The 21,059-nt window shown below is 38.4% G+C and carries 15 protein-coding genes and 1 riboswitch; of the genes, 8 read left to right on the top strand and 7 right to left on the bottom strand.

From position 1 onward, the window contains the following. Positions 1-603: 603 nt before the first annotated feature. Both PVV59_RS06400 and PVV59_RS06395 read right to left on the bottom strand, forming a co-directional pair. Complete coding sequence (locus PVV59_RS06400; protein ID WP_273755339.1) at positions 604-810, bottom strand: Trm112 family protein; 207 nt, start codon at positions 808-810, stop codon at positions 604-606. A gap of 13 nt (positions 811-823) precedes the next feature. Next, positions 824-1,486, bottom strand: coding sequence for an LON peptidase substrate-binding domain-containing protein (locus tag PVV59_RS06395; RefSeq protein ID WP_273755338.1), 663 nt, complete (start codon positions 1,484-1,486; stop codon positions 824-826). Positions 1,487-1,946: 460 nt separating this feature from the next. Further along, positions 1,947-2,045: riboswitch (glycine riboswitch) on the top strand. Positions 2,046-2,181: 136 nt separating this feature from the next. On the opposite strand from PVV59_RS06395, the gene gcvT reads away from it, so the two are divergent. From gcvT to PVV59_RS06375, 4 genes are all read left to right on the top strand, one after another. After that, positions 2,182-3,294 (top strand): glycine cleavage system aminomethyltransferase GcvT, encoded by a 1,113-nt coding sequence (gene gcvT / locus PVV59_RS06390; protein WP_273755337.1) that lies wholly within the window; start codon positions 2,182-2,184, stop codon positions 3,292-3,294. 7 nt (positions 3,295-3,301) lie between these two features. After that, on the top strand, positions 3,302-3,670 hold the full coding sequence (gcvH, locus tag PVV59_RS06385) for a glycine cleavage system protein GcvH (protein WP_120122641.1): 369 nt from the start codon (positions 3,302-3,304) through the stop codon (positions 3,668-3,670). Between the two features lie 5 nt (positions 3,671-3,675). Next, positions 3,676-6,471, top strand: a complete 2,796-nt coding sequence (gene gcvP, locus PVV59_RS06380) for an aminomethyl-transferring glycine dehydrogenase (protein ID WP_273755365.1) — start codon at positions 3,676-3,678, stop codon at positions 6,469-6,471. Positions 6,472-6,855: 384 nt separating this feature from the next. After that, positions 6,856-7,122, top strand: a complete 267-nt coding sequence (locus PVV59_RS06375; protein ID WP_273755336.1) for a hypothetical protein — start codon at positions 6,856-6,858, stop codon at positions 7,120-7,122. Positions 7,123-8,132: 1,010 nt separating this feature from the next. On the opposite strand, the gene alr is transcribed toward PVV59_RS06375, so the two are convergent. Continuing rightward, on the bottom strand, positions 8,133-9,248 hold the full coding sequence (alr, locus tag PVV59_RS06370) for an alanine racemase (protein WP_273755335.1): 1,116 nt from the start codon (positions 9,246-9,248) through the stop codon (positions 8,133-8,135). Positions 9,249-10,314: 1,066 nt separating this feature from the next. Between alr and PVV59_RS06365 the strand changes: the two genes are divergently transcribed. Then, on the top strand, positions 10,315-11,145 hold the full coding sequence (locus PVV59_RS06365) for a ferredoxin--NADP reductase (protein WP_273755334.1): 831 nt from the start codon (positions 10,315-10,317) through the stop codon (positions 11,143-11,145). Here the strand turns inward: PVV59_RS06365 and eda are convergent. Then, complete coding sequence (gene eda / locus PVV59_RS06360) at positions 11,115-11,780, bottom strand: bifunctional 4-hydroxy-2-oxoglutarate aldolase/2-dehydro-3-deoxy-phosphogluconate aldolase (RefSeq protein ID WP_273755333.1); 666 nt, start codon at positions 11,778-11,780, stop codon at positions 11,115-11,117. The genes PVV59_RS06365 and eda overlap by 31 nt on opposite strands. A gap of 116 nt (positions 11,781-11,896) precedes the next feature. Between eda and PVV59_RS06355 the strand changes: the two genes are divergently transcribed. From PVV59_RS06355 to PVV59_RS06345, 3 genes are all read left to right on the top strand, one after another. Then, the gene (locus PVV59_RS06355) at positions 11,897-12,814 is read left to right on the top strand and encodes a rhodanese-related sulfurtransferase (RefSeq protein WP_273755332.1); all 918 of its coding nucleotides are present in this window, start codon (positions 11,897-11,899) and stop codon (positions 12,812-12,814) included. Between the two features lie 1,479 nt (positions 12,815-14,293). Beyond that, positions 14,294-15,427, top strand: coding sequence for a type III PLP-dependent enzyme (locus PVV59_RS06350; protein ID WP_273755331.1), 1,134 nt, complete (start codon positions 14,294-14,296; stop codon positions 15,425-15,427). 74 nt (positions 15,428-15,501) lie between these two features. Continuing rightward, positions 15,502-16,086 (top strand): GNAT family N-acetyltransferase, encoded by a 585-nt coding sequence (locus PVV59_RS06345; protein WP_273755330.1) that lies wholly within the window; start codon positions 15,502-15,504, stop codon positions 16,084-16,086. Between the two features lie 1,359 nt (positions 16,087-17,445). Here the strand turns inward: PVV59_RS06345 and PVV59_RS06340 are convergent. The 3 genes from PVV59_RS06340 to PVV59_RS06330 form a co-directional block, all read right to left on the bottom strand. Beyond that, entirely contained in the window at positions 17,446-19,017 is a 1,572-nt protein-coding gene (locus PVV59_RS06340; protein ID WP_273755329.1) for a DHA2 family efflux MFS transporter permease subunit, read from the bottom strand. Between the two features lie 42 nt (positions 19,018-19,059). After that, positions 19,060-20,136 (bottom strand): HlyD family secretion protein, encoded by a 1,077-nt coding sequence (locus tag PVV59_RS06335; protein WP_273755328.1) that lies wholly within the window; start codon positions 20,134-20,136, stop codon positions 19,060-19,062. Between the two features lie 156 nt (positions 20,137-20,292). Continuing rightward, entirely contained in the window at positions 20,293-20,685 is a 393-nt protein-coding gene (locus PVV59_RS06330; RefSeq protein ID WP_120122629.1) for a Fur family transcriptional regulator, read from the bottom strand. Positions 20,686-21,059: the final 374 nt, after the last annotated feature.

Raw genomic sequence — 21,059 nt, 5'->3', positions numbered from 1 at the left:
AAACACAAGCTTTATTCATAAGGCAATAGCTTTCAGTCGTCAATTGAAATTCCAATTGCTTATTTCAGGCAAATAAAGTGCATTTTTTAGCTGATGGATTTAGCCTATAGAAATGTCATTAAAATCTGGATATTTGGTTTATTATTTATGCCGTTCAGGTGCAAGTGCCCTCGGCATTGGACTTTCGGGATTGGGGGACTTTCGGGATTGGGGGATTTCCGGGATCTGGAAGTGCTGAAACCGAGTCAGCCTCTTGCTTTTAGTACTAAAAGCACTTGGACATGACAAGAGTCCCGGAAGTATATTTACAAAGTAGGATTTAATGTTTGAATTTGAAAGCTTTCCATTGACCGCTGTGTATACTGATCAAACCTTAAGGCGATAGATTTCAATCGTCAATTGAAATTACAACCCATTTTCCTTGTTGGTTTTTTCAAGTTTTGATGTCATCAATGTATCTACGATAGATAAAAATATCGTTTGAGATATTTTGAAAAGTTGTAAAGTTGAATTGTAAAACTCTTTTCTCAAGAGACTAAGATATTATCTTGACAGAAGCTTGATAAGAGTAGGTTTTTGAAAAGAAAATTGTCTGAAGAGTGTCTATTTTTTATGGGTTGTTTTTTCATTGTTTTGCAAAGGGCGGGCTTCTGAAGTCAGCATAATGGGAACGCCATCACGAATAGGATAAGCAAGTTTGGCTTTGAGAGAAATAAGCTCTTGTGTTTCTCGGTTGAAAGAAAGTGTGCCTCTCGTCATCGGACAGACAAGTAATTCGAGCATTTTGGGATCTGTGGTCATTTTTTTCATGTTTTTACGTTCATTAGTTTAAACGGTAATCTGTTCCTGTTTGTTTCATGAGTGAGCGTTCTGTTAATGCGAGAAGCGTTTGGGCACGGCTTTTGATATCTGGTGCTTCAAGAAGAGCTTGTTTTTCTGCTGGTGTAAAGGGAATAAGCGCTGAAAAAGCATTCACCAATATCGGTGTAGGGGCTTCTATGATGCTGCTCCAATTGTATTCCATTTCATGGATGGTCAGATATTTCTCAACAACGTCAAGTAAGCTTTCTCGATGAATGCTTTCTTCAATATCGAGTTCTTGTAAATCTTTTATATTTGATTGAATAAGAGCTGTTCGATAGGACTTTGTATTGGTCAATTCTTGTTCTAAGGTAAAGCGGCAAATTCCTTGTAAGATAATAAATAGCTGTCCATTGCCTGTTTCACTATAGTTTGTAATGCGCCCTATACAACCTGTTTTATAAAGTTGTGTAGAAAAGCGGTCCGTATCCGATGAAAGGGGTTGAATAATTCCCAAGAGACGATCGGATACCATAACATTTTCAATCATTTCAAGTGATTCTGGTTCAAAAATGTTGAGCGATAAAAAACCACCAGGCAGTAACAGTGCACCTTCTAAAGGAAAAAGAGCAATTTGCTTTGGAAGATCATTTTCGCAATTGTAGAAGATATTACCAGCTTTCATGAGTATGTTGTGACCTTTATTTATTCGGTAATTTTAGCCTGTCAATCGTTGCATTACTCAGAAAGCAGAAAATCCACTTCTTCTGCATTAAAATCAACCTTATAAAATACTTGAAGTCCTTATTCTTGATTCTTAAAAGAATACGAAATCTTACTCTTAAGGCTGAATCGCACAAGAAAGAATATTGCTTAAAAGAATACTGCTTTGTGATCTTTTTAGTGTGTGACCTTTTGCATGATTTTCAAGGGGTATTTTTGTCTATAACTTTTGATTTTGTCTTAAATTTCCTAAAATGTGTTTCTTACAATTTTCATAAGCTTCAAAAGGAGACTATTATAAATCTTTTAAAGTAGCTTACGCAAGTTTTAAAATGAGAGCTTGTGGTTCACTTTACTAATGACAGTACGATAAAGATAGGTTATAGACTAAAATATGCTGGAAAGAGCGTTATCGTTTCTTTCATTCTTTTGCGGGAGAGTGCAGATTTGCAAGTTTTCGCAGTGCCGCCGAAGGGGAAATAGCCCATAATCTCTCAGGCTTTAAGGACCGTAAAAGGAGGAAGGCAGATCTGGAAAGTCGGGAGAGCCCGCGCCGAAGGTGTAAGCGAAAGTCTTTTCGCGAGTCTCTCAGGTTGATGACAGAGGGGAGCAGAGACGACCATATTGTGTGGGCGTTAGCGCAGCTTTGGAGTTATTATGGGCACACAACAAGAAACATCTTTTTTAAAAACACTTCCTTTATATGATATGCATGAAAAAGCAGGAGCAAAATTTGGTGCTTTTGCGGGGTGGAATATGCCTTTGACTTACCCTCTTGGCGTTTTGAAAGAGCATCTTCATACCCGTGCACATGCAGGACTTTTTGATATTTCTCATATGAAATTGATTGCCGTTGAAGGGGTACAAGCCGTAGAATTTTTATCCTATGCTTTTCCTATTAATGCAGCAGCTTTAAAGATTGGGCACTCCCGGTATAATTATTTGCTAAATGAGCAGGCTGGTATTCTTGATGATCTGATTATTACTCGTTTGGAAGAGCACCGTTTTATATTAGTTGCCAATGCTGGGAATGCACAGGCTGATTTTGAAGAACTGAAAAGGCGTGTTGTTGATTTTGAATGTCAAGTGATTGCTCTTGAAAGGGTATTGCTTGCTCTTCAAGGTCCTGAAGCTGCAGCTGTTCTGGCTGATGCCAATTTGCCAGGGAATGAATTGTTTTTTATGCAGGGATTCGAGCCACAACACGATTGGTTTATAACCCGTTCTGGCTATACGGGAGAGGATGGTTTTGAAATTGCTTTGCCCATAGGGCATGCGCATATGTTGGCTGAGAAATTGCTGAGTGATTCGCGTGTTGAGTGGATTGGGCTTGCTGCACGCGATAGTTTGCGGTTGGAAGCAGGGTTATGTTTGCATGGAAATGATATTACCCCTGAGACGACACCTATTGATGCGGCTCTAACATGGGCTGTTCCTAAAAGTGTTCGAGAAAAAGCGCAATTTTACGGCGCAAAGGCTTTTCTTGAAGCGCTGCAAAAAGGACCTGATCGCTGTCGTGTTGGATTAAAACCGCAAACGCGCCAACCTATTCGTGCCGGTGCAGTACTTCTCGATGAGCAGGGCAACGAGATTGGCGTGGTAACATCAGGCGGTTTTGGTCCTTCGTTTGATGGTCCTGTCGCGATGGGGTACGTTCCTGTCACTTATAAAGTTGAAGGAACAGAAGTCTTTACAGAACTGCGAGGCAAAAAGATTGCACTCTCAGTGCATTCTCTTCCCTTTGTTGAACAACGTTATTTAAAAGGATAATTTTCTTATGTCTAAAACTTATTTTACACAAGACCACGAATGGCTTAGTGTTGAAGGAAAAACGGTCACTGTTGGGGTTACACATTATGCGCAAGAACAATTAGGCGACTTGGTTTTTGTTGATTTACCACAAAGTGGGACAAAACTTTCCAAAGGAGAAGCGGCGGCTGTTGTGGAATCCGTTAAAGCAGCTTCAGATGTTTATTCTCCTCTTGATGGTGAAGTGGTCGAAGTCAATGAAGCACTGGCTGATAATCCTGAACTGGTCAATCAGAAAGCTGAAACAGAGGGCTGGTTATGGAAAATGACATTGCAGGATGAAACACAACTGGAAGGGTTGTTGGATGAAGATGCTTATAAGGTTCTGATTGGATGAGTGTCATGATCGAGCGTTCTTTTTCTTCTCGACATATTGGGCTGCGTCCTGATGAAACACAAAAAATTCTTGATGTTTTAGAGCTCGATAGTGTTGATGCACTCATTTCTCAAGCGGTTCCTAATTCTATTTATTTGGGACGTTCACTGAACCTTCCCAAGGCTGCGAGTGAGAGCCAAGCCTTGGAAGAACTCTCCAAAATGATGGAGCGTAATTGTGTGCATAAAAGTTTTATTGGGCAAGGGTATCATGGAACATTTGTGCCTCCGGTTATTTTACGAAATCTGTTTGAAAATCCAGCTTGGTATACCGCTTATACGCCGTATCAAGCAGAAATTAGCCAAGGTCGTTTAGAACTTCTGTTTTATTTTCAGACATTGATTAGTGAACTAACAGGTTTGCCTGTTGCTGCTGCTTCTCTGCTTGATGAAGCAACCGCTTTAGCGGAAGCCAATGCTCTTGCTTTTCGTTTTGCGCGGGAGAAAAAAACAAAAATTTCTCTTCAGAGTCTTTTACATCCTCAGACTTTGAGTGTTGTGCAAACGCGTGCTGAAACACAAGGCATTCGGATCAGCTCTGAGAAAGAAATTTGTTCTGATACAGCGGCAATTGTTCTCTCTTGGCCTGATACAAAAGGTTCTTTTCATGATTATAGTGAGGTCATAAAAGAGGCAAAAGAAAAAGGAGCACTGGTTATCGTTGTGGCTGATCCTTTAGCGCTTACACTTATGGAAGCACCAGCAAAATGGGGCGCTGATATTGTTGTCGGTTCGATGCAGCGTTATGGTGTTCCGATGGGGTTTGGTGGTCCCCATGCTGGCTACCTTGCGGTGAGTGATGCACTCACACGCCTTATTCCAGGGCGAATAGTGGGCCAATCCGTTGATACAGAAGGGCGCGTTGGTTTCCGTTTAGCTTTGCAAACACGTGAACAACATATTCGGCGTGATAAAGCGACGTCAAATATTTGTACGGCTCAGGCTTTGTTGGCTAATATGGCAACCGCTTATGCTGTTTGGCATGGGCCAAAAGGTTTACAAGAAATTGCGCAGCGGATTCATCATTTAACATGTCGTTTTGTTGCTGGTTTAGAGGCTGTTGGTGTTTCTTGTGAAGGTGAGTCTTTTTTTGATTGTGTTAGCATTGTTGTAACGGGAAAAGCGAGAGAAATTGCGCATCAAGCTAAGATGAGTGGACGCCTTGTTCGTGTTCTCGATGATGACACCATTGCAATCAATTTTGATGAATTGTCAACAGAAGAAGATGCAGCTGCTCTAGCACAGCTTTGGGGTGCGCAACTCGTTGATCAAGTTTCTCCAAGACTCTTTGGTCAAAGGCGGGATGCTACTTTTCTTTCTCAACCCTTTTTTCATGCGGTTCATTCAGAGACAGATATGATGCGCTTGTTGCGTCGTTTAGCGGATAAGGATTTGGCGTTGGATCGGGCGATGATCTCTCTTGGGTCTTGTACAATGAAGCTGAATGCGGCAGCTGAATTGATGCCGGTGAGTTGGGCGAGCATGGCCAATATACACCCTTTTATTTCACAAGAGGATGCGGCGGGTTATCTGGAGATGATCAATCAGTTAAATGCGTGGTTGTGTGAAATTACAGGATTTGCGCAAGTTTCTTTTCAGCCAAATTCTGGTGCTCAAGGTGAATATGCGGGGCTTTTGGCAATCCGCCGCTATTACCACTCACGGGGAGAATATCAACGGACAGTTTGTCTTATTCCGGCCTCTGCACATGGGACCAATCCAGCTTCGGCGCATATGGCGGGCATGGAAGTTGTTGTGGTAAAATGTTTAAGTGATGGCGATGTTGATGTGAATGATCTCAAAATGAAAGCGCAATTGCATAAGGATAAATTGGCCGCTCTCATGATTACTTATCCTTCAACCCATGGGGTTTATGAGGAAAACATTAAGGAAATTTGTTCTATTATTCATGAAAATGACGGACAAGTTTATTTTGATGGTGCTAATCTCAATGCACTTGTGGGGCTTGCGCGTCCTGCAGATATTGGTGCTGATGTGTGTCATATGAATCTGCATAAAACATTTGCCATTCCTCATGGGGGAGGTGGTCCTGGGATGGGGCCAATTGGGGTTGCAGCGCATCTCAAACCATTTTTACCAGGGCATGAACAAGATGGTACAACCCATGCGGTTTCAGCAGCGCCTTATGGAAGCGCATCTATTCTTGCCATTACGTGGATGTATATTCGAATGATGGGTGCTGATGGCTTAAAATATGCAACACAAATCGCTATTTTAAATGCTAATTATATTGCTGCACGTCTTTCATCTGCTTATTCTATTCTTTATCGAGGAAAACACGGACGTGTTGCTCATGAATGTATTGTGGATACACGCCTGTTGAAAGATCAGTATGGGGTGAGTGTTGATGATATTGCAAAGCGTCTCATTGATTATGGATTCCACGCGCCCACAATGTCGTTTCCTGTTCCAGGAACTTTGATGATTGAGCCAACGGAGTCAGAACCAAAAGCAGAAATTGATCGTTTTTGTGATGCATTACTCTCGATTGCTGAAGAAGCGAAGAAAGTTGGGGATGGGGTCTGGCCAAAAGATAATAATCCATTGGTGAATGCCCCTCATACAGTTGCAGATACTTTAGATGATGCTTGGGCGAGACCCTATTCGCGACAAGAAGCTGCTTTTCCCAATAGTTCACTTGATCCAGCCAACAAATATTGGGCTCCTGTATCGCGGATTGATAATGTTGCAGGAGATAGAATGCTTATTTGTTCGTGTCCACCCTTGAGAAATACTTATTAAATAAAATTTATGTATTTAATTTGTTCATTTGCATAAACAAAAAAGCCCACACATCTTGTGTGGGTTTTGTGCTTGTTGATCATATTACTATGGTGTCATTTGTCTATTTTTTAGAATTTTTCCCATTTTTTTACAACATGAGCAAAATCGAAAAGTTGAAAAAAAACTATACTTTGTCGGTGATAGGCATGCTCCCCTTTTTTCTCCATCGTATGACATGGTTTAAGTTGATTAGGCGTATCAGTTATTTCTAAGCTAGCAAATCTACATAAACGAGAGTAAAACCTATGGGGGGATAGGGTTCACAGTCTGTTACATGGGGTATGACAGTTAGTCTCACTAAGGTGACTATGAGCAGTTGTAGAAGGAATAAATTTACTTTTAATGCTTCTAATCATAAAAGGTACGCGAAACTTTGTTGCTGTATCTCGTCAACTTTTCAGATTTTCTAGCCAAGAATTGTCTAAATATTTTTCTTCTATCGGCCTTTATGAAGATGATGCAAAAAATATAGATAAACACCAGTCTGAGTGTGTAAACGAAAAATCAAATGGTATTATGGCTGCTTGTTTCAGAGCCTTTTATAAAAAGCCGGTACATTTTTCCAGTTTATTGCAGATCAGTTTTCGACTTTATGGCATTATTTTTTAAAGAACGTGTGTGCTTTAGCTGTTGCCTATCAATCAAATCCAGACCTAATACAGTAGCATATTTGAGCTAGAGATTGAAACGAAAAAGAGCTTTGTAGGCAGTTTCAGCTTTTTCATGCCTGTATATTATATGAGGGCGCAAAGGAATTGCGTATCTGTGTTAGGGTAATCTTTAAAATTGAAAAACAATCTCATTTGGAAAAGCTGTAAAGGTGAAAGTCAATCCTCAGTTTGTCATCTCTTCAACTGTATGGTTTTCAAAAGCATCTAAAGCCATATTTTTAAGAATGGAGATTAGACATTGTCCCATATTTGGGGTTTATTGTGTTCTTTAATAGGAGCATGACCTTTATGTAAAATAGAATGCTCTAACCTAAACAGAATATACTTGGGGTGTTAATTCACTTGTTTGTTTTAAAGAGACATTTTTCTCCCAATCCTATTTCGCGACGATGCCAGTGGATGGGGTAATGATAAATCTATTGAGCACCCCTATTTTTTACCTTTCATTAAGGAGTAAGTTGGCACTATCATGCACTTTATTATCACATACTTTGCTTGCACCTAATAGTATAAGCTCTTGGACTTGAGAGAGATCATAAGAGGTCTTATTTCTTAATTTTAAATCATTTTTATCTCGCCCCCAGCCTTGCTTGTGGTATGCAAAAGAACAAATTTGATTGCTTTACGATGAACAAAGATAGAAATAAAAGAAATTTACGAGATTGCTTGCCTTGTTCGATATGGAGAGAATGACTAATTTGACATTAATTTTAAAAATTTAGCGATAGATTCTCTCTCGTTCATTTATGTGAGAAAAAAGTTTAATTTCTGTGTTTTGGGTGACGTTTACTTTTATAAAATAGCTCATTAACTTGTCTGTTTTGAGACTTCTGTGAATAGGCGGCATCTCATGACTATATTATGCCATTGATGGTTGTAAAATCTTTCTTAGAAGCCCTCTCATTTTTTAAATGATGATTTGTATCGGTTTATTTATTTAAAGAGCCTTTAGGTGTAAATGTACTTATAGCGTGATCCAAGAGATGTTAGAATTTCATTGGGAAGGGTGTTGGCATCGAGAGATACTTTTTCAAGTGTTTGATGAGGACCAATCAGTTCTACCCAGTCTCCTGTTTGAGGTTTTTGATCAAGATCGGTTGTATCTACAATAATGGAATCCATAGAAATGCGCCCAACCATGGGAAGTTTGTGCCCATTGAAATAAACAGCTCCTTTATTCGAAAGAGTACGGAGCCAGCCGTCTGCATAGCCAATAGAAATGGTTGCAAGAGTGCTTGGTCTGTTGGTTATAAAGCTTTCTCCATAACCAACAGGTGCTTTTGCACCAACAACACGGTTTTGAATGACTTGGGCTTCAAGTTTTAAAACAGGTTTTAGAAGGGATGGGTGTTTTCCTGAAGGGTCGATTCCATAAAGTGCAATACCGGGGCGAACGAGGTCAAAATAAAAATCTGAGCCTAAAAAAATTCCTCCAGAATTTGCAAAGGAAACTTTACAAGGGGGCAGTTGTGCGAGAGCAGTTTTGAAAGAAGTTAATTGGGTATAATTTGATGGGTGAGTATCATCTTCTCCATTAGCAAGGTGACTGAGAATATATTTTATGTCTGCGTTTTCAAAAATTGTAGGGTGTTTGATGAGTTTTTGTAATTCTTTTTGATCAAGTCCTAATCGGTTCATATGGGTATCGATTTGAACAATTGCTGGAAATTTTTTATCCTTTTTTTTACAAACATTTTGCCAAACTTCAATGGCATTCCAAGAGTTTAGAACAGGAACAATACCAGATTGTGCAACAAACTCTTCTGCTAAATGTGGAAGTCCATTCAGAAGGGCAATCGTGACATCTGATGGTAAAATGCTTTTTAAGTGCAATGCTTCTCTGATTTGAGCGACAAAAAAAGTATGACAACCCGCTTGATAAAGAGCAGGAGCAATTTTGTGAGCACCTAGCCCATAGGCATTTGCTTTGACAACGGCTGAACATTGTGTTGGCGCCACACGTTTGGCTAAAGCGATATAATTGGCCACAATGGCACTGATATCAATGGTTGCGACAGCTGCATAGAGGTGTGTGTTTATTTCATCATTAACGGATTTGTTCATTTTTAAATCCTATCTTTGTTTGTACGTACGGCTTTTTCTTTGGTTATTTTACAAAGGTTCCTTAGATAAAAGGAAAAGATATTGTCTGCGACAGTTAAGGTCATAAGTCTTCCATACTGAATTATGCACCATGAAAGTTGTTTTTATGTAAAATAGTACTGTGAATATAAGGGATATTTTAGTTTTATTTGTATTAGCAACGCAGTGCCTTCTGATAATTTACAAAACATAGACTTTTTTTTTACTTATTTTCTCTTGTTGAGGCATATTAAAAAAATAAAGCATAACTTATTGTATTGTATCATTTTGAAGAGTGCAATGTTATGCTATTGTTGCAGGTGAAGTTGTTTCTCTTAAAACAAGCATGGTTCGCTTATTCAGAGAATGTAAAATGGTAAATTATTCACTCTTAAGAAATAACTTATAAGCAATGACCTGTAAGTTTTGTAGCACGATGAGGGGGACGGTTATTCATCTAGGCAGCTTTAGGCGTTATTTTATGTACTTAAAATTACTTTTGTCAAATGGTGAAGAGTGTGTAAACATATCGCTGATACATTAAAAGCTATTGATTTGGATATTCTTTGTTTGCAAGATGGATTAGGTATTCCATATTACTTTCTATTTTGGGGCTGGTTTTAAGTTAAATCATTTTAGTGGTTATAGAGCGCATTAGATTCATTTATTTATGGAAAAAGAAGGGTAAAAAAGGTTAAAAACAATGGATGTAATGTTGGATTTTTTTGGGGGAGTCGTGTGGTTATCGTTCAATTAATAAAAGTTTTAATTCTTTTATTTTAAGGTGTTGGGTCATGAACTTTGTAAAGTGAAAGAATGTTATAGCGTTATAATGGACAAATAGCATGATGTATTAAAGGGGGCTGTGATTGTTTAAGCTTTTTTTGAATGTGATTTACATTGTATTTTTTTCATTCGATTAATTTGGAGATAAAAGTGTTAATCCTAAGGCTTTTGTTTTAAGAAAATTGTTGGCAGATGGGGATGCAAGTACTATATCACGTCAAGGATTCGAAATTTAACGTTCAATAAAGATATGGGGAAGAGTATGAATACGTCTGCTACCAATGTTCCATCAAACAGCGGCAGCGTTGCTTCAGATTTTCCGATCCCTGAGAATGTATTCGCTCTTACTGTTCAAGAAGTTTATCATTATACGGATCGTTTGTTTAAATTCCGCTTAAATCGTCCGGAGAGTTTTCGTTTTCGTTCGGGTGAATTTGTTATGATTGGTTTGCCAAATGCAAAAAAGCCGATTTATCGCGCTTATTCGATTGCAAGTCCCTTTTGGGATGAACAGCTTGAGTTTTTTTCGATAAAAGTTCCAGGAGGGCCATTAACCGAGCATCTGCAAAAAATTAAAATTGGTGATACAGTGCTTATGCGTAAAAAATCTACAGGAACGTTGGTTCTTGATGCTCTTATTCCTGGAAAACGTCTTTATCTTCTTTCAACTGGTACGGGGATTGCTCCTTTTGCAAGTCTTATTCGTGATCCTGATACTTATGAAAAATTTTCAGAAGTTATTCTTATTCAAACAACACGTGAAAAGAATGAGTTGACTTATGCAAAAGAACTTGTTTGCTCTTTGAAACAAGATCCGCTAATTGGGGCATATGCGCAACAGTTGAAATTTTATCCTATGACTACGCGTGAACCTTCTGAACATATGGGACGTATTACGACTGTTATGGAGAGCAGTGCTTTTTTTGAAACGACTGGTTTACCGAAAATTTCTCCTGATGAAGATCGGGTGATGATTTGTGGCTCTATGGCAATGTTAAAAGATTGCGCAAGGATGTGTGAAGATTTTGGTCTTGTTGAAGGGGCAAATAATGCTCCTGCGACTTATGTTGTAGAGCGCGCTTTTGTCGGGTGAGAGGAAAGTTGTGATGCAGTATGCGCTAATGCACTAATCGAACCCCAATCCTTTATAGCAATGAGCTTTTGAGGCGCTATCCAAGAACCGCCAACGCAGAAGACGTTAGGAAGTTGGAGCCATTGTGTTGCACTTTTTTGTGTTATCCCGCCTGTAGGACAAAAGAAGATTTCAGAAAAAGGAGAGGCTAACGCTTGGATGAGGGCAAGACCTCCAGCAGCTTTGGCAGGAAAAAATTTAAGATATGAATAGCCTTTGTCTAATGCTTGCATGAGTTCGCTTGGGGTCATTGCTCCAGGAAGGAGGGGAATTTCACTATTTTTTGCACAATTGATTAATTCGTTCGATAATCCAGGGCTTACGATAAATTTTGCTCCAGCTCGTTCGGCTTGTTCGTAGTGTGTTGTGTTGAGAACTGTTCCGGCTCCAACAATTGCCTCAAGGACCTCTTGTGTAATTGTTTTAATTGCTTGGAGAGCGTCTGGTGTTCGCAAAGTGATTTCAATTGTTTTTAATCCGCCTTTGACAAGAGCACGTGCTAAAGGTACAGCACTTTGTAAATTGTCTATGGTCAAAACAGGTATAACGGTTTGTCCTTGGAGATATAATAAAAGGTTTTCTCTTTTTTGACACATGATATTTTTTTCTTTTTGGATATGGTATTGTTTATATCGTTTGATTAAGCACAATATGTTAAAGAGTATATGAATAGATCTTGAAATTGAATGAAACGCACGTTATGGCAAAACACATGGAAAAGAATTTTAAAGTTGCTGCACTTTATTGCTTTGCAGATTTGAAACATTATTGTCAATTACAAAAGCCTTTGCAGGATTTATGTCAGGCAAGGGATATCAAAGGGACTCTCCTTTTAGCACAAGAGGGAATTAATGGAACTGTTGCAGGTTCTTGTGAAGCGATTGAGGCATTGGTCGGTTTTATTACGGCTGAGCCAGCTTTTCAAACGCCGGAGATTAAATATTCATGGGCATCGAAAATGCCTTTTCATCGCATGAAAGTGCGGTTGAAAAAAGAAATTGTGACAATGGGGGTTGAAGGGGTTGATCCGCTAAAAGTTGTGGGGACTTATGTGGAGCCTGAAGATTGGAATGCTCTTATTCAAGATGAAGAGACAATTTTGATCGATACCCGTAATGATTATGAATATGCAATTGGGAGTTTTCAAGGAGCGATTGATCCACAAATTAAAACATTTCGTGAATTTCCTGAATGGGTGCGTCAACATGAAGCTGATTTGAAGAAAAAAAAGAAAATTGCTATGTTTTGTACAGGCGGTATTCGTTGTGAAAAATCAACAGCTTATGTTCGTGAACTTGGTTATGAGCAAGTGTACCATTTAAAAGGAGGAATTCTGAAATATTTGGAAAAGGTCCCAAAAGAGGAAAGTTTATGGTGGGGAGAATGCTTTGTTTTTGATGAGCGGGTTTCTGTTCAACATGGTCTTGAAGAATGTGGACGCGAACTCTGTCGCGCGTGTCGTTCTCCTTTGAATGCTGAAAGCAAATTATCGCCTCATTATGAGGAAGGTGTTTCTTGTGAGGCTTGTTATAATACGCGTAGTGAAGCAGATAGAGAGCGTTTTCGTGAGCGCCATAGACAATTCCAATTGTTGAAGTTGCGTGCAATTGATGCTCATCAAGGGATATAAGGATATCGCAGTGTAGGGCTGTAAATTTTAGCGTTTTTCTCTTAAATTTAAGAGAAAAGCGTCTTTAATCTTAGTAGAAAAATATTTTATAAGACCGGATATTATTCGGTCTTTTTGTCTATGTTAAATTATTTTATTTATAAATAATCATTATAGATCTTTTGCTTTCTCTGACTTTATGGGATTGAGTGTTCAAATACTTTATCACTTTAAAATGGAGAAGTCGTTGATGAACAGTTTAGGACATTGATTTATAATAATTTATTGTTTTTATCTTGAATAAGAGATCTGAATATCGTGAGGGTTTTCTCATTCCCAATCTATTTCTATGTTGAATCAATCAAAACCCATGTCTTTTGGATGTTACAAGCGAGGAAAGTCCTGTAGAGTAAAATGATACAAGAAAGACATGCCTCTTATGAATCCTCTCAAATGTCAAAAGCTGTTGAACATTGGTTCAGAGTGTGATGTTGATTGGCTTGCTCTTTTATGAAGCTTAAAGATGGTGAAATGCAGTTGAGTTATACCATAGCAGCTCTATTATACATTGGATTTTGTATGATCTCTTTCTTTAAAGATGCTGCTGCTTCAGCCCAGATATCTCCAGATTTCAATGTTGGGATTTCTTGCATTTAAAGAGTTTATAAGAGGTATTTTACACTTGTGGTGCGCAAAAGATATGATTTCAATTGATGCATTGTAAGGGAGGGGGGAATGAAAGCATTTTACGATCGGATTCTTGATCCAAGGTTAGAACAATAAAGTATCAATGATTAAATTAATATGTTGAGTGTGATCTATTGCGTTGTTTTCTATGGATGATGTTGGAAAAATGGAATGGGGAAGCTAAACAAGAGGCACTTTTAAAGCAAGATTGTGATTTTTGTTGTATGAATTATGTAGGGGAGTGATCTCATAAAAGTGGGTGGATGGCTTTGTCTGGTGGAAGAGAGTGTTTCTTTTTAGCACCATGTTCTCTTTAAGAATTAAAAAATGTTTAAAATTAAAAAAATGATTGAAATGAGAAAGGATTCGTTTTATAGAACTCCTTGCCCAAAGTCGCACGTGCCTGTGGGTGTCCGCTGGTTCTCAAATGGTGAGGTCAACCGGTACGGTACCTGGAACTAACCGCTCCAGTCATTCTTACAGCCAATTGAAAGAATGAGGACATCTTGAAGCAACGACGGTGCGGGCCTTTCTGGTGTCTTCCAGCTGTCCAAATGCTGGGATAACTATAGAGGCACACCTCATTGCCTTCAGTGCGGAAGTGGTTTTCTCAACTCCAATCAAAAAGGCAGATAAACTAGGATAACGCAGTTTCTGCGCTGTTCTTTCATTGTATGCAATATTGGTTTCTTCCTGGTTATGAAAGTAATCAGAGTGCTGATAGAGGGTACGCTTATTTTGTCCTTTGGCTATTGGCAGCTCTTTGCTGTCCAAGCATAGAGGAGGGATTTTATTCCCTTAGGAGAATTGGTGATGGTAACGCAACGTATTCGTGATTTTCTTGCAACACATCGTACTGAAGGTCCATGCTTAATTGTTGACTTGGATGTTGTGCGTGAAAACTATTTAAATTTTGAAAAAGCTCTTCCACAGTCTCGTATTTTTTATGCAATAAAGGCAAATCCAGCTCCTGAGATTTTGCGTTTGCTTACCTCCTTAGGATCATCTTTTGATGCAGCTTCTGTTGCAGAAATTGAAATGGCTTTAAAAGCAGGAGCAACTCCTGATCGTATTTCTTTTGGGAATACGATAAAAAAAGAGTGCGATATTGCCCGTGCATATGCACTTGGCATTTCACTTTATGCCGTTGATTGTATTGAAGAAGTTGAAAAAGTTGCGCGCGCTGCTCCAGGAGTTTGCGTATTTTGCCGTGTTCTTACCGATGGAAAAGGTGCAGATTGGCCTTTATCTCGTAAGTTTGGTTGTGTTCCTGCTATGGCAGTTGATGTATTACGTCGAGCACATCAATTGGGTTTAAAGGCATATGGTGTTTCTTTTCATGTAGGATCTCAACAAACAGATCTTGATGCGTGGGATCGTGCTTTATCGGATGCAGCTAAAATTTTTAAACATTTGGAGCAAGAAGGAATTTCGTTGAAATTGGTGAATATGGGTGGTGGTTTTCCAACACGTTATTTGAAAGATGTTCCTAGTGAGCAAACTTATGGTATGGCTGTTTTTGATTCGTTAAAAAAATATTTTGGCAATCGTATTCCTGAAACGATCATTGAACCAGGGCGTGGGATGGTCGGTAATGCTGGTGTTATTCGCACAGAAGTCGTTTTGATATCCAAAAAAGCTGACAATGATAATGTCCGATGGGTTTATCTTGATGTTGGAAAATTTAACGGTCTTACTGAAACTATGGATGAAGCAATTCGCTATCCTATTGAAACCCCTCATGATGATAAGGTTATGGAGCCTTGTATTTTGGCTGGACCAACATGTGATTCGGTAGATGTTCTCTATGAAAAAACACCTTATCCGCTTCCTTTATCTCTAACAATAGGAGATAAGATATTGATTCATGGAACGGGTGCTTACACAGCAACTTACGCGTCTGTTGCCTTTAATGGGTTTGAGCCTTTACGATCGTATGTGATCTGAAATTTCCTTTTAACGGTAGCTGTTTTTAGATTTTGGGCTGTGCTCGTCATTGCGCTATAAGAGGGTGGATCGAGATGAACATGATTAATTTTCAAACAAAAAATGGGGCATGTTTTAAACTTTTATTGGAGCAAGAAGCAGATAAGCCTTATCGAGAAATTTTGCTTGATGCGACGATGGGGTGTGGACGTAAACGTAAGTCATCAGAGGCTTTGCGTCGTGGACGATTAGCGGCTCAGGGGCTTTCTTTTGTGGTTAAAAACGCGCTTGGTGAGCTTGTGGGGAGTGTCCGTCTTTGGCATGTATCTTTTTTAAAAGAAAAAAATGAAACACAACATGCTTTACTTTTGGGGCCTTTGGCTGTTGCTGCTGAATGTGCTGGTATGGGAATAGGATCAATTTTAGTCCGCCATGCAATTGAGACAGCCAAAAAATTAGGATATGGCGCTATTTTATTGGTAGGAGATTTTGAATTTTATCAACGTTTTGGTTTTTCAAATCGCTTAACAGAGAATTTGGCAATGCCTGGTCCTTACGAAAAGCATCGTTTTCAAGCCTTAGAACTGATACCGCGCTATCTTTCTGGTTGTTATGGCACTTTGGTTGCTAGCGGAGAATATGCCGTTTCTAGGCGTTTTCAGCATCATAAAGTGGCTTGAAGATTTTATTTATTTCATTTTTCAATAGTGTGAGCATTGGAAGAGAGCGCATTAGCGGGAATAAAGGGGTTATACAAAGTTTTTTTGGGGGGGGGCGATTGTTTTCTATGGCTTTTTTTATGGAGCTGGTTTCTTATTTTTGATTGTTTCAATGAAGGTTCTAAAAGTATATTTAAAGCTTATTTTTTTCAAGAAGTAGTGTTCTTTTCATAATCTTGAAAGTAACTGAATTCTTAGGTGATTTTGGATACTTTGTCTGGTATCATCATAAAATTTTCTAGCGCTTAATATCATTGGTCGATCTTATATAGAGGACGGTTTTTACTCTTAATAGTTTTTATTTCCCTGCTTGTGGGGGGACAAGGGAATGGTTTTAATTGCTTCATCATGAGTCGTTTTCAAATAGGAAAATATTTACAATATTTAGATTGCTCATTATAATATGTAAAATGATAAATTATATTTATAAATCAATATATTCTTACAATGAGAACTCATCGTTTATATTCTTGAATTTTTTATATCAGAAATAATGATTTGCCTATCAGGAAAAGGATATCCGAAACATTCTAAAGTATTTTTGAGTGGATTTCAATATCAATGAATGTGCGTCTTTAAGAGGTTAAACAAATGTGTAGACGTTTATATTAAAGATGGGACTACTGTCGTTCATAATTGTAGATCCACTATAGGTATAATTGGGGCATAGAAAGTAATCATTCATTGATCAATGTTCTTTCAAAAAAGAGGCATTTTGAAAACTTTTTTAAAAAACATGCTCTTACTTCTTTTACTCTGAAGATAATGTTTTCCAATTGGTATGAGTGTGTCGAATACAGAATTCTCATTTCAAGTTTCGCATGCAAAATCAAAAAAATCGTTCCTCTACATATTGTAAAGAAAATGCGCTTGTTAATAAAAATTAAAAAGATCATAAATCTTTTATGGAATAGTTCAAGAAGAGGGTGCCATGTAGAGTAGGAAAAGAGAATGCTGTTCTATTCTCGTAATCCTAAAAAAGTGAAGCGCACAGAATTTTATAGGATCATTTTTTATGAGGGCAGTAGCATAAAATAGGATTGGTCGAAAGATGAGAAATCAAGAATCTTATAGAAAGAGCTGCTTTATTTTTATGGTGTATAGCACTTTAGATAAGTTTTTTGTTTACATCTTCTCTTCTAAAACAACTTTTTATATGAGAAGTTATTTTTTAATGCCTAAAGAACCATGCATTGAAAAAATTTTTGTCAAAAAAAATCGTTTAGAATCATATATAGACTTATCTTATCTCTTAAAAAAAGCAATAAGGTTATAGAGGATAAAGGAAAGCAATAAAATATTTCTCAATTTAGGTTAAGTTTAGTGGCTTGGTGGAGAATCAGTGAGGGGGGGTATTTTTTTGAGAAAAATGGTCATCAATGTCAAAAAACCAAAGATGATGGTTATGATAAAGAAAATATCACTCAAAGCCATAATCATTGCTTGGATGCGCGCTATACCAGATAGTTGAGAAAGAGCAAGTGTATACGAATCAAAGGTTTCTGTTGTAAATAATAAAGAAAGTTTTGAAAGCATTTCAGTTGCTTGTCTATTTGCGTGATTGAGCGTTTCGGCTATTCGTTCGTAATGGAAGTCTGTGCGTTTTGTCATGAGAGTGCTGATAATGGCAAGCCCGACAGCTCCCCCCAGATTCCGTGTGAGATTAAAAAGTCCAGAAGCATTTTGCATGCGTTCTGGCGGAAGTGTTCCCAAGGCAATGTTATTAACAGGAACCATACATAACATTACAGAAGCACCACGGAAAACTTGTGGCCAAAAGAGTTGCCAAAAATCCCAGTTGTCTGTGATAGAACTAGCCATCCAAGTTCCTATTGCAAAGCCCAAAAGTCCTATCGCCATCATCAAACGTGCATCTATTCGTGCGGAAAGATATCCTGCAAGGGGAGCGGTTAATAGCATGACGAATCCTGAAAGAAACAATGTTTCTCCAATCATGAGAGCATCATAATGGCGGATTTGGCTCAAATAGACAGGATAAAGATATGTGAGTCCGTAAAGACCTATTCCCAAAGAGAAGGAAAAAATGGATGCAGCAGAAAAATTAAAATTAGAAAAAGCCGTAAGATCAACAATAGGCTCTTTTGCCGTAAAAGCGCGCCAGAAGAAGAGGGCGGCAGACAAGATCATGATAATGAATAAGTTTCGAATCAGCCTATCATTTAGCCAATCATGGCGTGCTCCCTCTTCTAGTACATATTCTAAAGTTCCTAGAAAAACAGCCATAGAAATGAGGCCCAACCAATCAAATTTAGCCATGAGAGATGGGGTTGCTTTATCAAAATTAATCAATTTCCACGCGAGAATTGAAATAATAATTCCAAAAGGCACATTGATGAGAAAAAGCCAATGCCATGATAAGAGATGACAGAGGTAACCCCCGACCGTTGGACCAATCGTGGGGGCGAGTGTTGCGACGAGTCCAACAATAGGGACGACAACTGGTCGTTTGGAAGGAGGAAAAAGAACATAAGAGGCGACAAAAACGCTTGGGATAATTCCGCCACCAATAAAACCTTGCAATGCACGGTAGATAATCATCTCTCCAATGGATGCTGCTGTTGCACAAAGAATAGAGGTAACCGTAAATCCAATCGCCGAGATCGTAAAGAAAACGCGTGTTGAAAGCAATCTTCCTAAGAAGCCAGAAAGGGGTAACATGATGACTTCAGCGATGAGATAGGAGGTTTGAACCCATGAAATTTCCTCAGAGCTTGCAGCAAGACCCGCTTGAACTTCAGCTAAAGAAGAGGCAACGATTTGGATATCCAAAATAGCCATGAACATGCCAAAGGCCATAACGATGAAAATCACAACGTTACGGATTTCTATGCGTTCTTGAGACTGTATAGGCTTTGGTATGGAAGATGTCATAATAATAAGGTTATTTTCTTGTTGTTATAAGAGACTTTTATCTTATGGTTGTGTGCGTGTATCAACTTCTACTGAAACGCTCATTCCTGCTCGGATATGACCGGTCTTTAAGACTTCTTCTGGAATAGAGATCCGTACGGGAATACGTTGAACAACTTTTGTAAAGTTCCCGGTAGCATTTTGTGGAGGAAGAAGAGAAAAAACAGCACCTGTTGCAGGTGAAATAGAAAGCACTGTTCCTGTAAAGACTTCCTTTTTGAAGGCATCAACAGCAATATAAGCTTTTTGTCCCGCATGAATATTTTGCAACTGTGTTTCTTTATAGTTTGCTTCAATATAAAGCGCATGGATAGGGACTAACGCTGCAAGACGTTGGCCATTTACGACAAAATCTCCCGTTTTTGCTGTTAAATTTCCTATAATTCCGTCAAATGGCGCGCGTATAATGGTTGAAGCAAGATCACGTTGTGCTTTTTCCCGCGAAAGTTCTAAATTCTTTGTTTGGCTTTCTGTTTCACTTCGTTGTGCCTCTAGTACCTGGATATTGGCACGTGCAGCAGCGATTTGTGCATCCGCACGGTTAACATTGGCAATGGCTTGTTCATAGGCTGATTTGGCATCATCAACATCTGATTGAGGGGCATAACGATTGGCTTTCAGTTCTGTAATGCGTTTTAAAGTGAGTTGTGCATTGGTTGCTATGGCTGAAGCCGCTGCTTTTTGTGCTTGTGCATCATCTAGCGCACTGTGAGCAGCGGTAATTTGTGCATCAATACGTTGAAGCGTTTTTTGTTGTGTGTTAAGATGCGCTTTTGTTTGATCCAAGGCTATTTGATAATCACCGTTGTCTAAGTAAAATAAAACATCGTCCTTTTTTACAACTTGGTTGGCTTTAATCGCAATTTTTTCAATATATCCACTTAATTTAGGCGCAATTGCAGCTATATCTCCTTGCACATAGGCATCTTCAGTGGAGAGCATATAACGCCAATGTGTTATCCACTTATAGCCAAACCAAAGCATAAAAAGTGCAAAGACGATAAGAAAAACCTTAATTACCTTCTTTTGTTTTGTTTTATCAAAGTTTTTGGTTGAAAAAATTGTCTCAGCTATAGACATGATTTTATACTTTCAATATTTGTATCCCAATGAACATAATAAGCCCATAACTATAGGCAAGGGCTGCTGTGCATACAAGGACAAGTAAGAGCTTTTCAAACAATAAGTAACGTTTGAAGAATAATGGTAAATGTATGAACTTACAAGTTCAAGCGCTTATTTTATTACGCATTTTTTACAAAGACCTCGTACTTCTAGAGTGCTTTTGTGGGCTTGGAAGTTAACAGCTTGAACCATTTGTTTTAAACTTGATACAATCGTTTGATTTTGTATTTCATTAACTGTGCCACAGTTTTCGCAAATGATGAAAGTTGTAAGTTCGTGTTGACACTTTTCAGGATGTAAACAAACCATAAAAGCGTTTACACTTTCGAGACGATGAATACATTTTAATTGTACGAGTTTTTCTAACGCACGATAAACTTGGAGAGGGGCACGAAAACCTTCTTCACGTAATTGGTCAAGAATTGCATAAGCACTTAAAGGCCCTTTTGCATTCTTTAAAGTGTTCAAAACCAATGTTTGGTTACGCGTCAGTTTAGAGGACATTGACATCTTCTTCCTTTTGCTTTCATGGAAAATCATAAAGCGTGTAAGGTGTTTATGCAATGGTGATTATAGAATATGTCGCCTATCTTTCTTTTACATGATGTGCGCGTCATGATATTTAAGGAGAGTTATAACCGTTGTGAGAGGAGAGGGGTATTGTGATCTAAAAGAAGTCATTATCCCGCAAGAAACTTTCATGCAATGCGTCTTTATAATTGATCAGTCCTGGTTGTTTATGTTTTTTTTAGAAGCGTGCTATTTATTTTATTTTTAGTTATTTTTTTGAGATGTCTTGAAATAGATGTTTATTGTTATAATGTTATATTTTTACAAAAAAGTAAAAAATGATATTGACTCTTTTGGGGAAAGGGTTC

Source organism: Bartonella sp. MM73XJBT.G, assembly GCF_028618435.1.
Taxonomy (GTDB): Bacteria; Pseudomonadota; Alphaproteobacteria; order Rhizobiales; family Rhizobiaceae; genus Bartonella.
The sequence above is the reverse complement of the archived record's forward strand: the minus strand, read 5'-3'. Positions and strand labels throughout refer to the sequence as shown.

Coding starts and splice junctions, on each gene's coding strand:
- PVV59_RS06345 (WP_273755330.1), top strand. CDS start 15,502: ATGAACATGATTAATTTTCAAACAAAAAATGGGGCATGTTTTAAACTT.
- PVV59_RS06330 (WP_120122629.1), bottom strand. CDS start 20,685: ATGTCCTCTAAACTGACGCGTAACCAAACATTGGTTTTGAACACTTTA.
- PVV59_RS06375 (WP_273755336.1), top strand. CDS start 6,856: ATGCTTCTAATCATAAAAGGTACGCGAAACTTTGTTGCTGTATCTCGT.
- PVV59_RS06350 (WP_273755331.1), top strand. CDS start 14,294: ATGGTAACGCAACGTATTCGTGATTTTCTTGCAACACATCGTACTGAA.
- PVV59_RS06335 (WP_273755328.1), bottom strand. CDS start 20,136: ATGTCTATAGCTGAGACAATTTTTTCAACCAAAAACTTTGATAAAACA.
- gcvT (WP_273755337.1), top strand. CDS start 2,182: ATGGGCACACAACAAGAAACATCTTTTTTAAAAACACTTCCTTTATAT.
- gcvP (WP_273755365.1), top strand. CDS start 3,676: ATGATCGAGCGTTCTTTTTCTTCTCGACATATTGGGCTGCGTCCTGAT.
- PVV59_RS06355 (WP_273755332.1), top strand. CDS start 11,897: ATGGAAAAGAATTTTAAAGTTGCTGCACTTTATTGCTTTGCAGATTTG.
- alr (WP_273755335.1), bottom strand. CDS start 9,248: ATGAACAAATCCGTTAATGATGAAATAAACACACACCTCTATGCAGCT.
- PVV59_RS06340 (WP_273755329.1), bottom strand. CDS start 19,017: ATGACATCTTCCATACCAAAGCCTATACAGTCTCAAGAACGCATAGAA.
- gcvH (WP_120122641.1), top strand. CDS start 3,302: ATGTCTAAAACTTATTTTACACAAGACCACGAATGGCTTAGTGTTGAA.
- PVV59_RS06400 (WP_273755339.1), bottom strand. CDS start 810: ATGAAAAAAATGACCACAGATCCCAAAATGCTCGAATTACTTGTCTGT.
- PVV59_RS06365 (WP_273755334.1), top strand. CDS start 10,315: ATGAATACGTCTGCTACCAATGTTCCATCAAACAGCGGCAGCGTTGCT.
- PVV59_RS06395 (WP_273755338.1), bottom strand. CDS start 1,486: ATGAAAGCTGGTAATATCTTCTACAATTGCGAAAATGATCTTCCAAAG.
- eda (WP_273755333.1), bottom strand. CDS start 11,780: ATGTGTCAAAAAAGAGAAAACCTTTTATTATATCTCCAAGGACAAACC.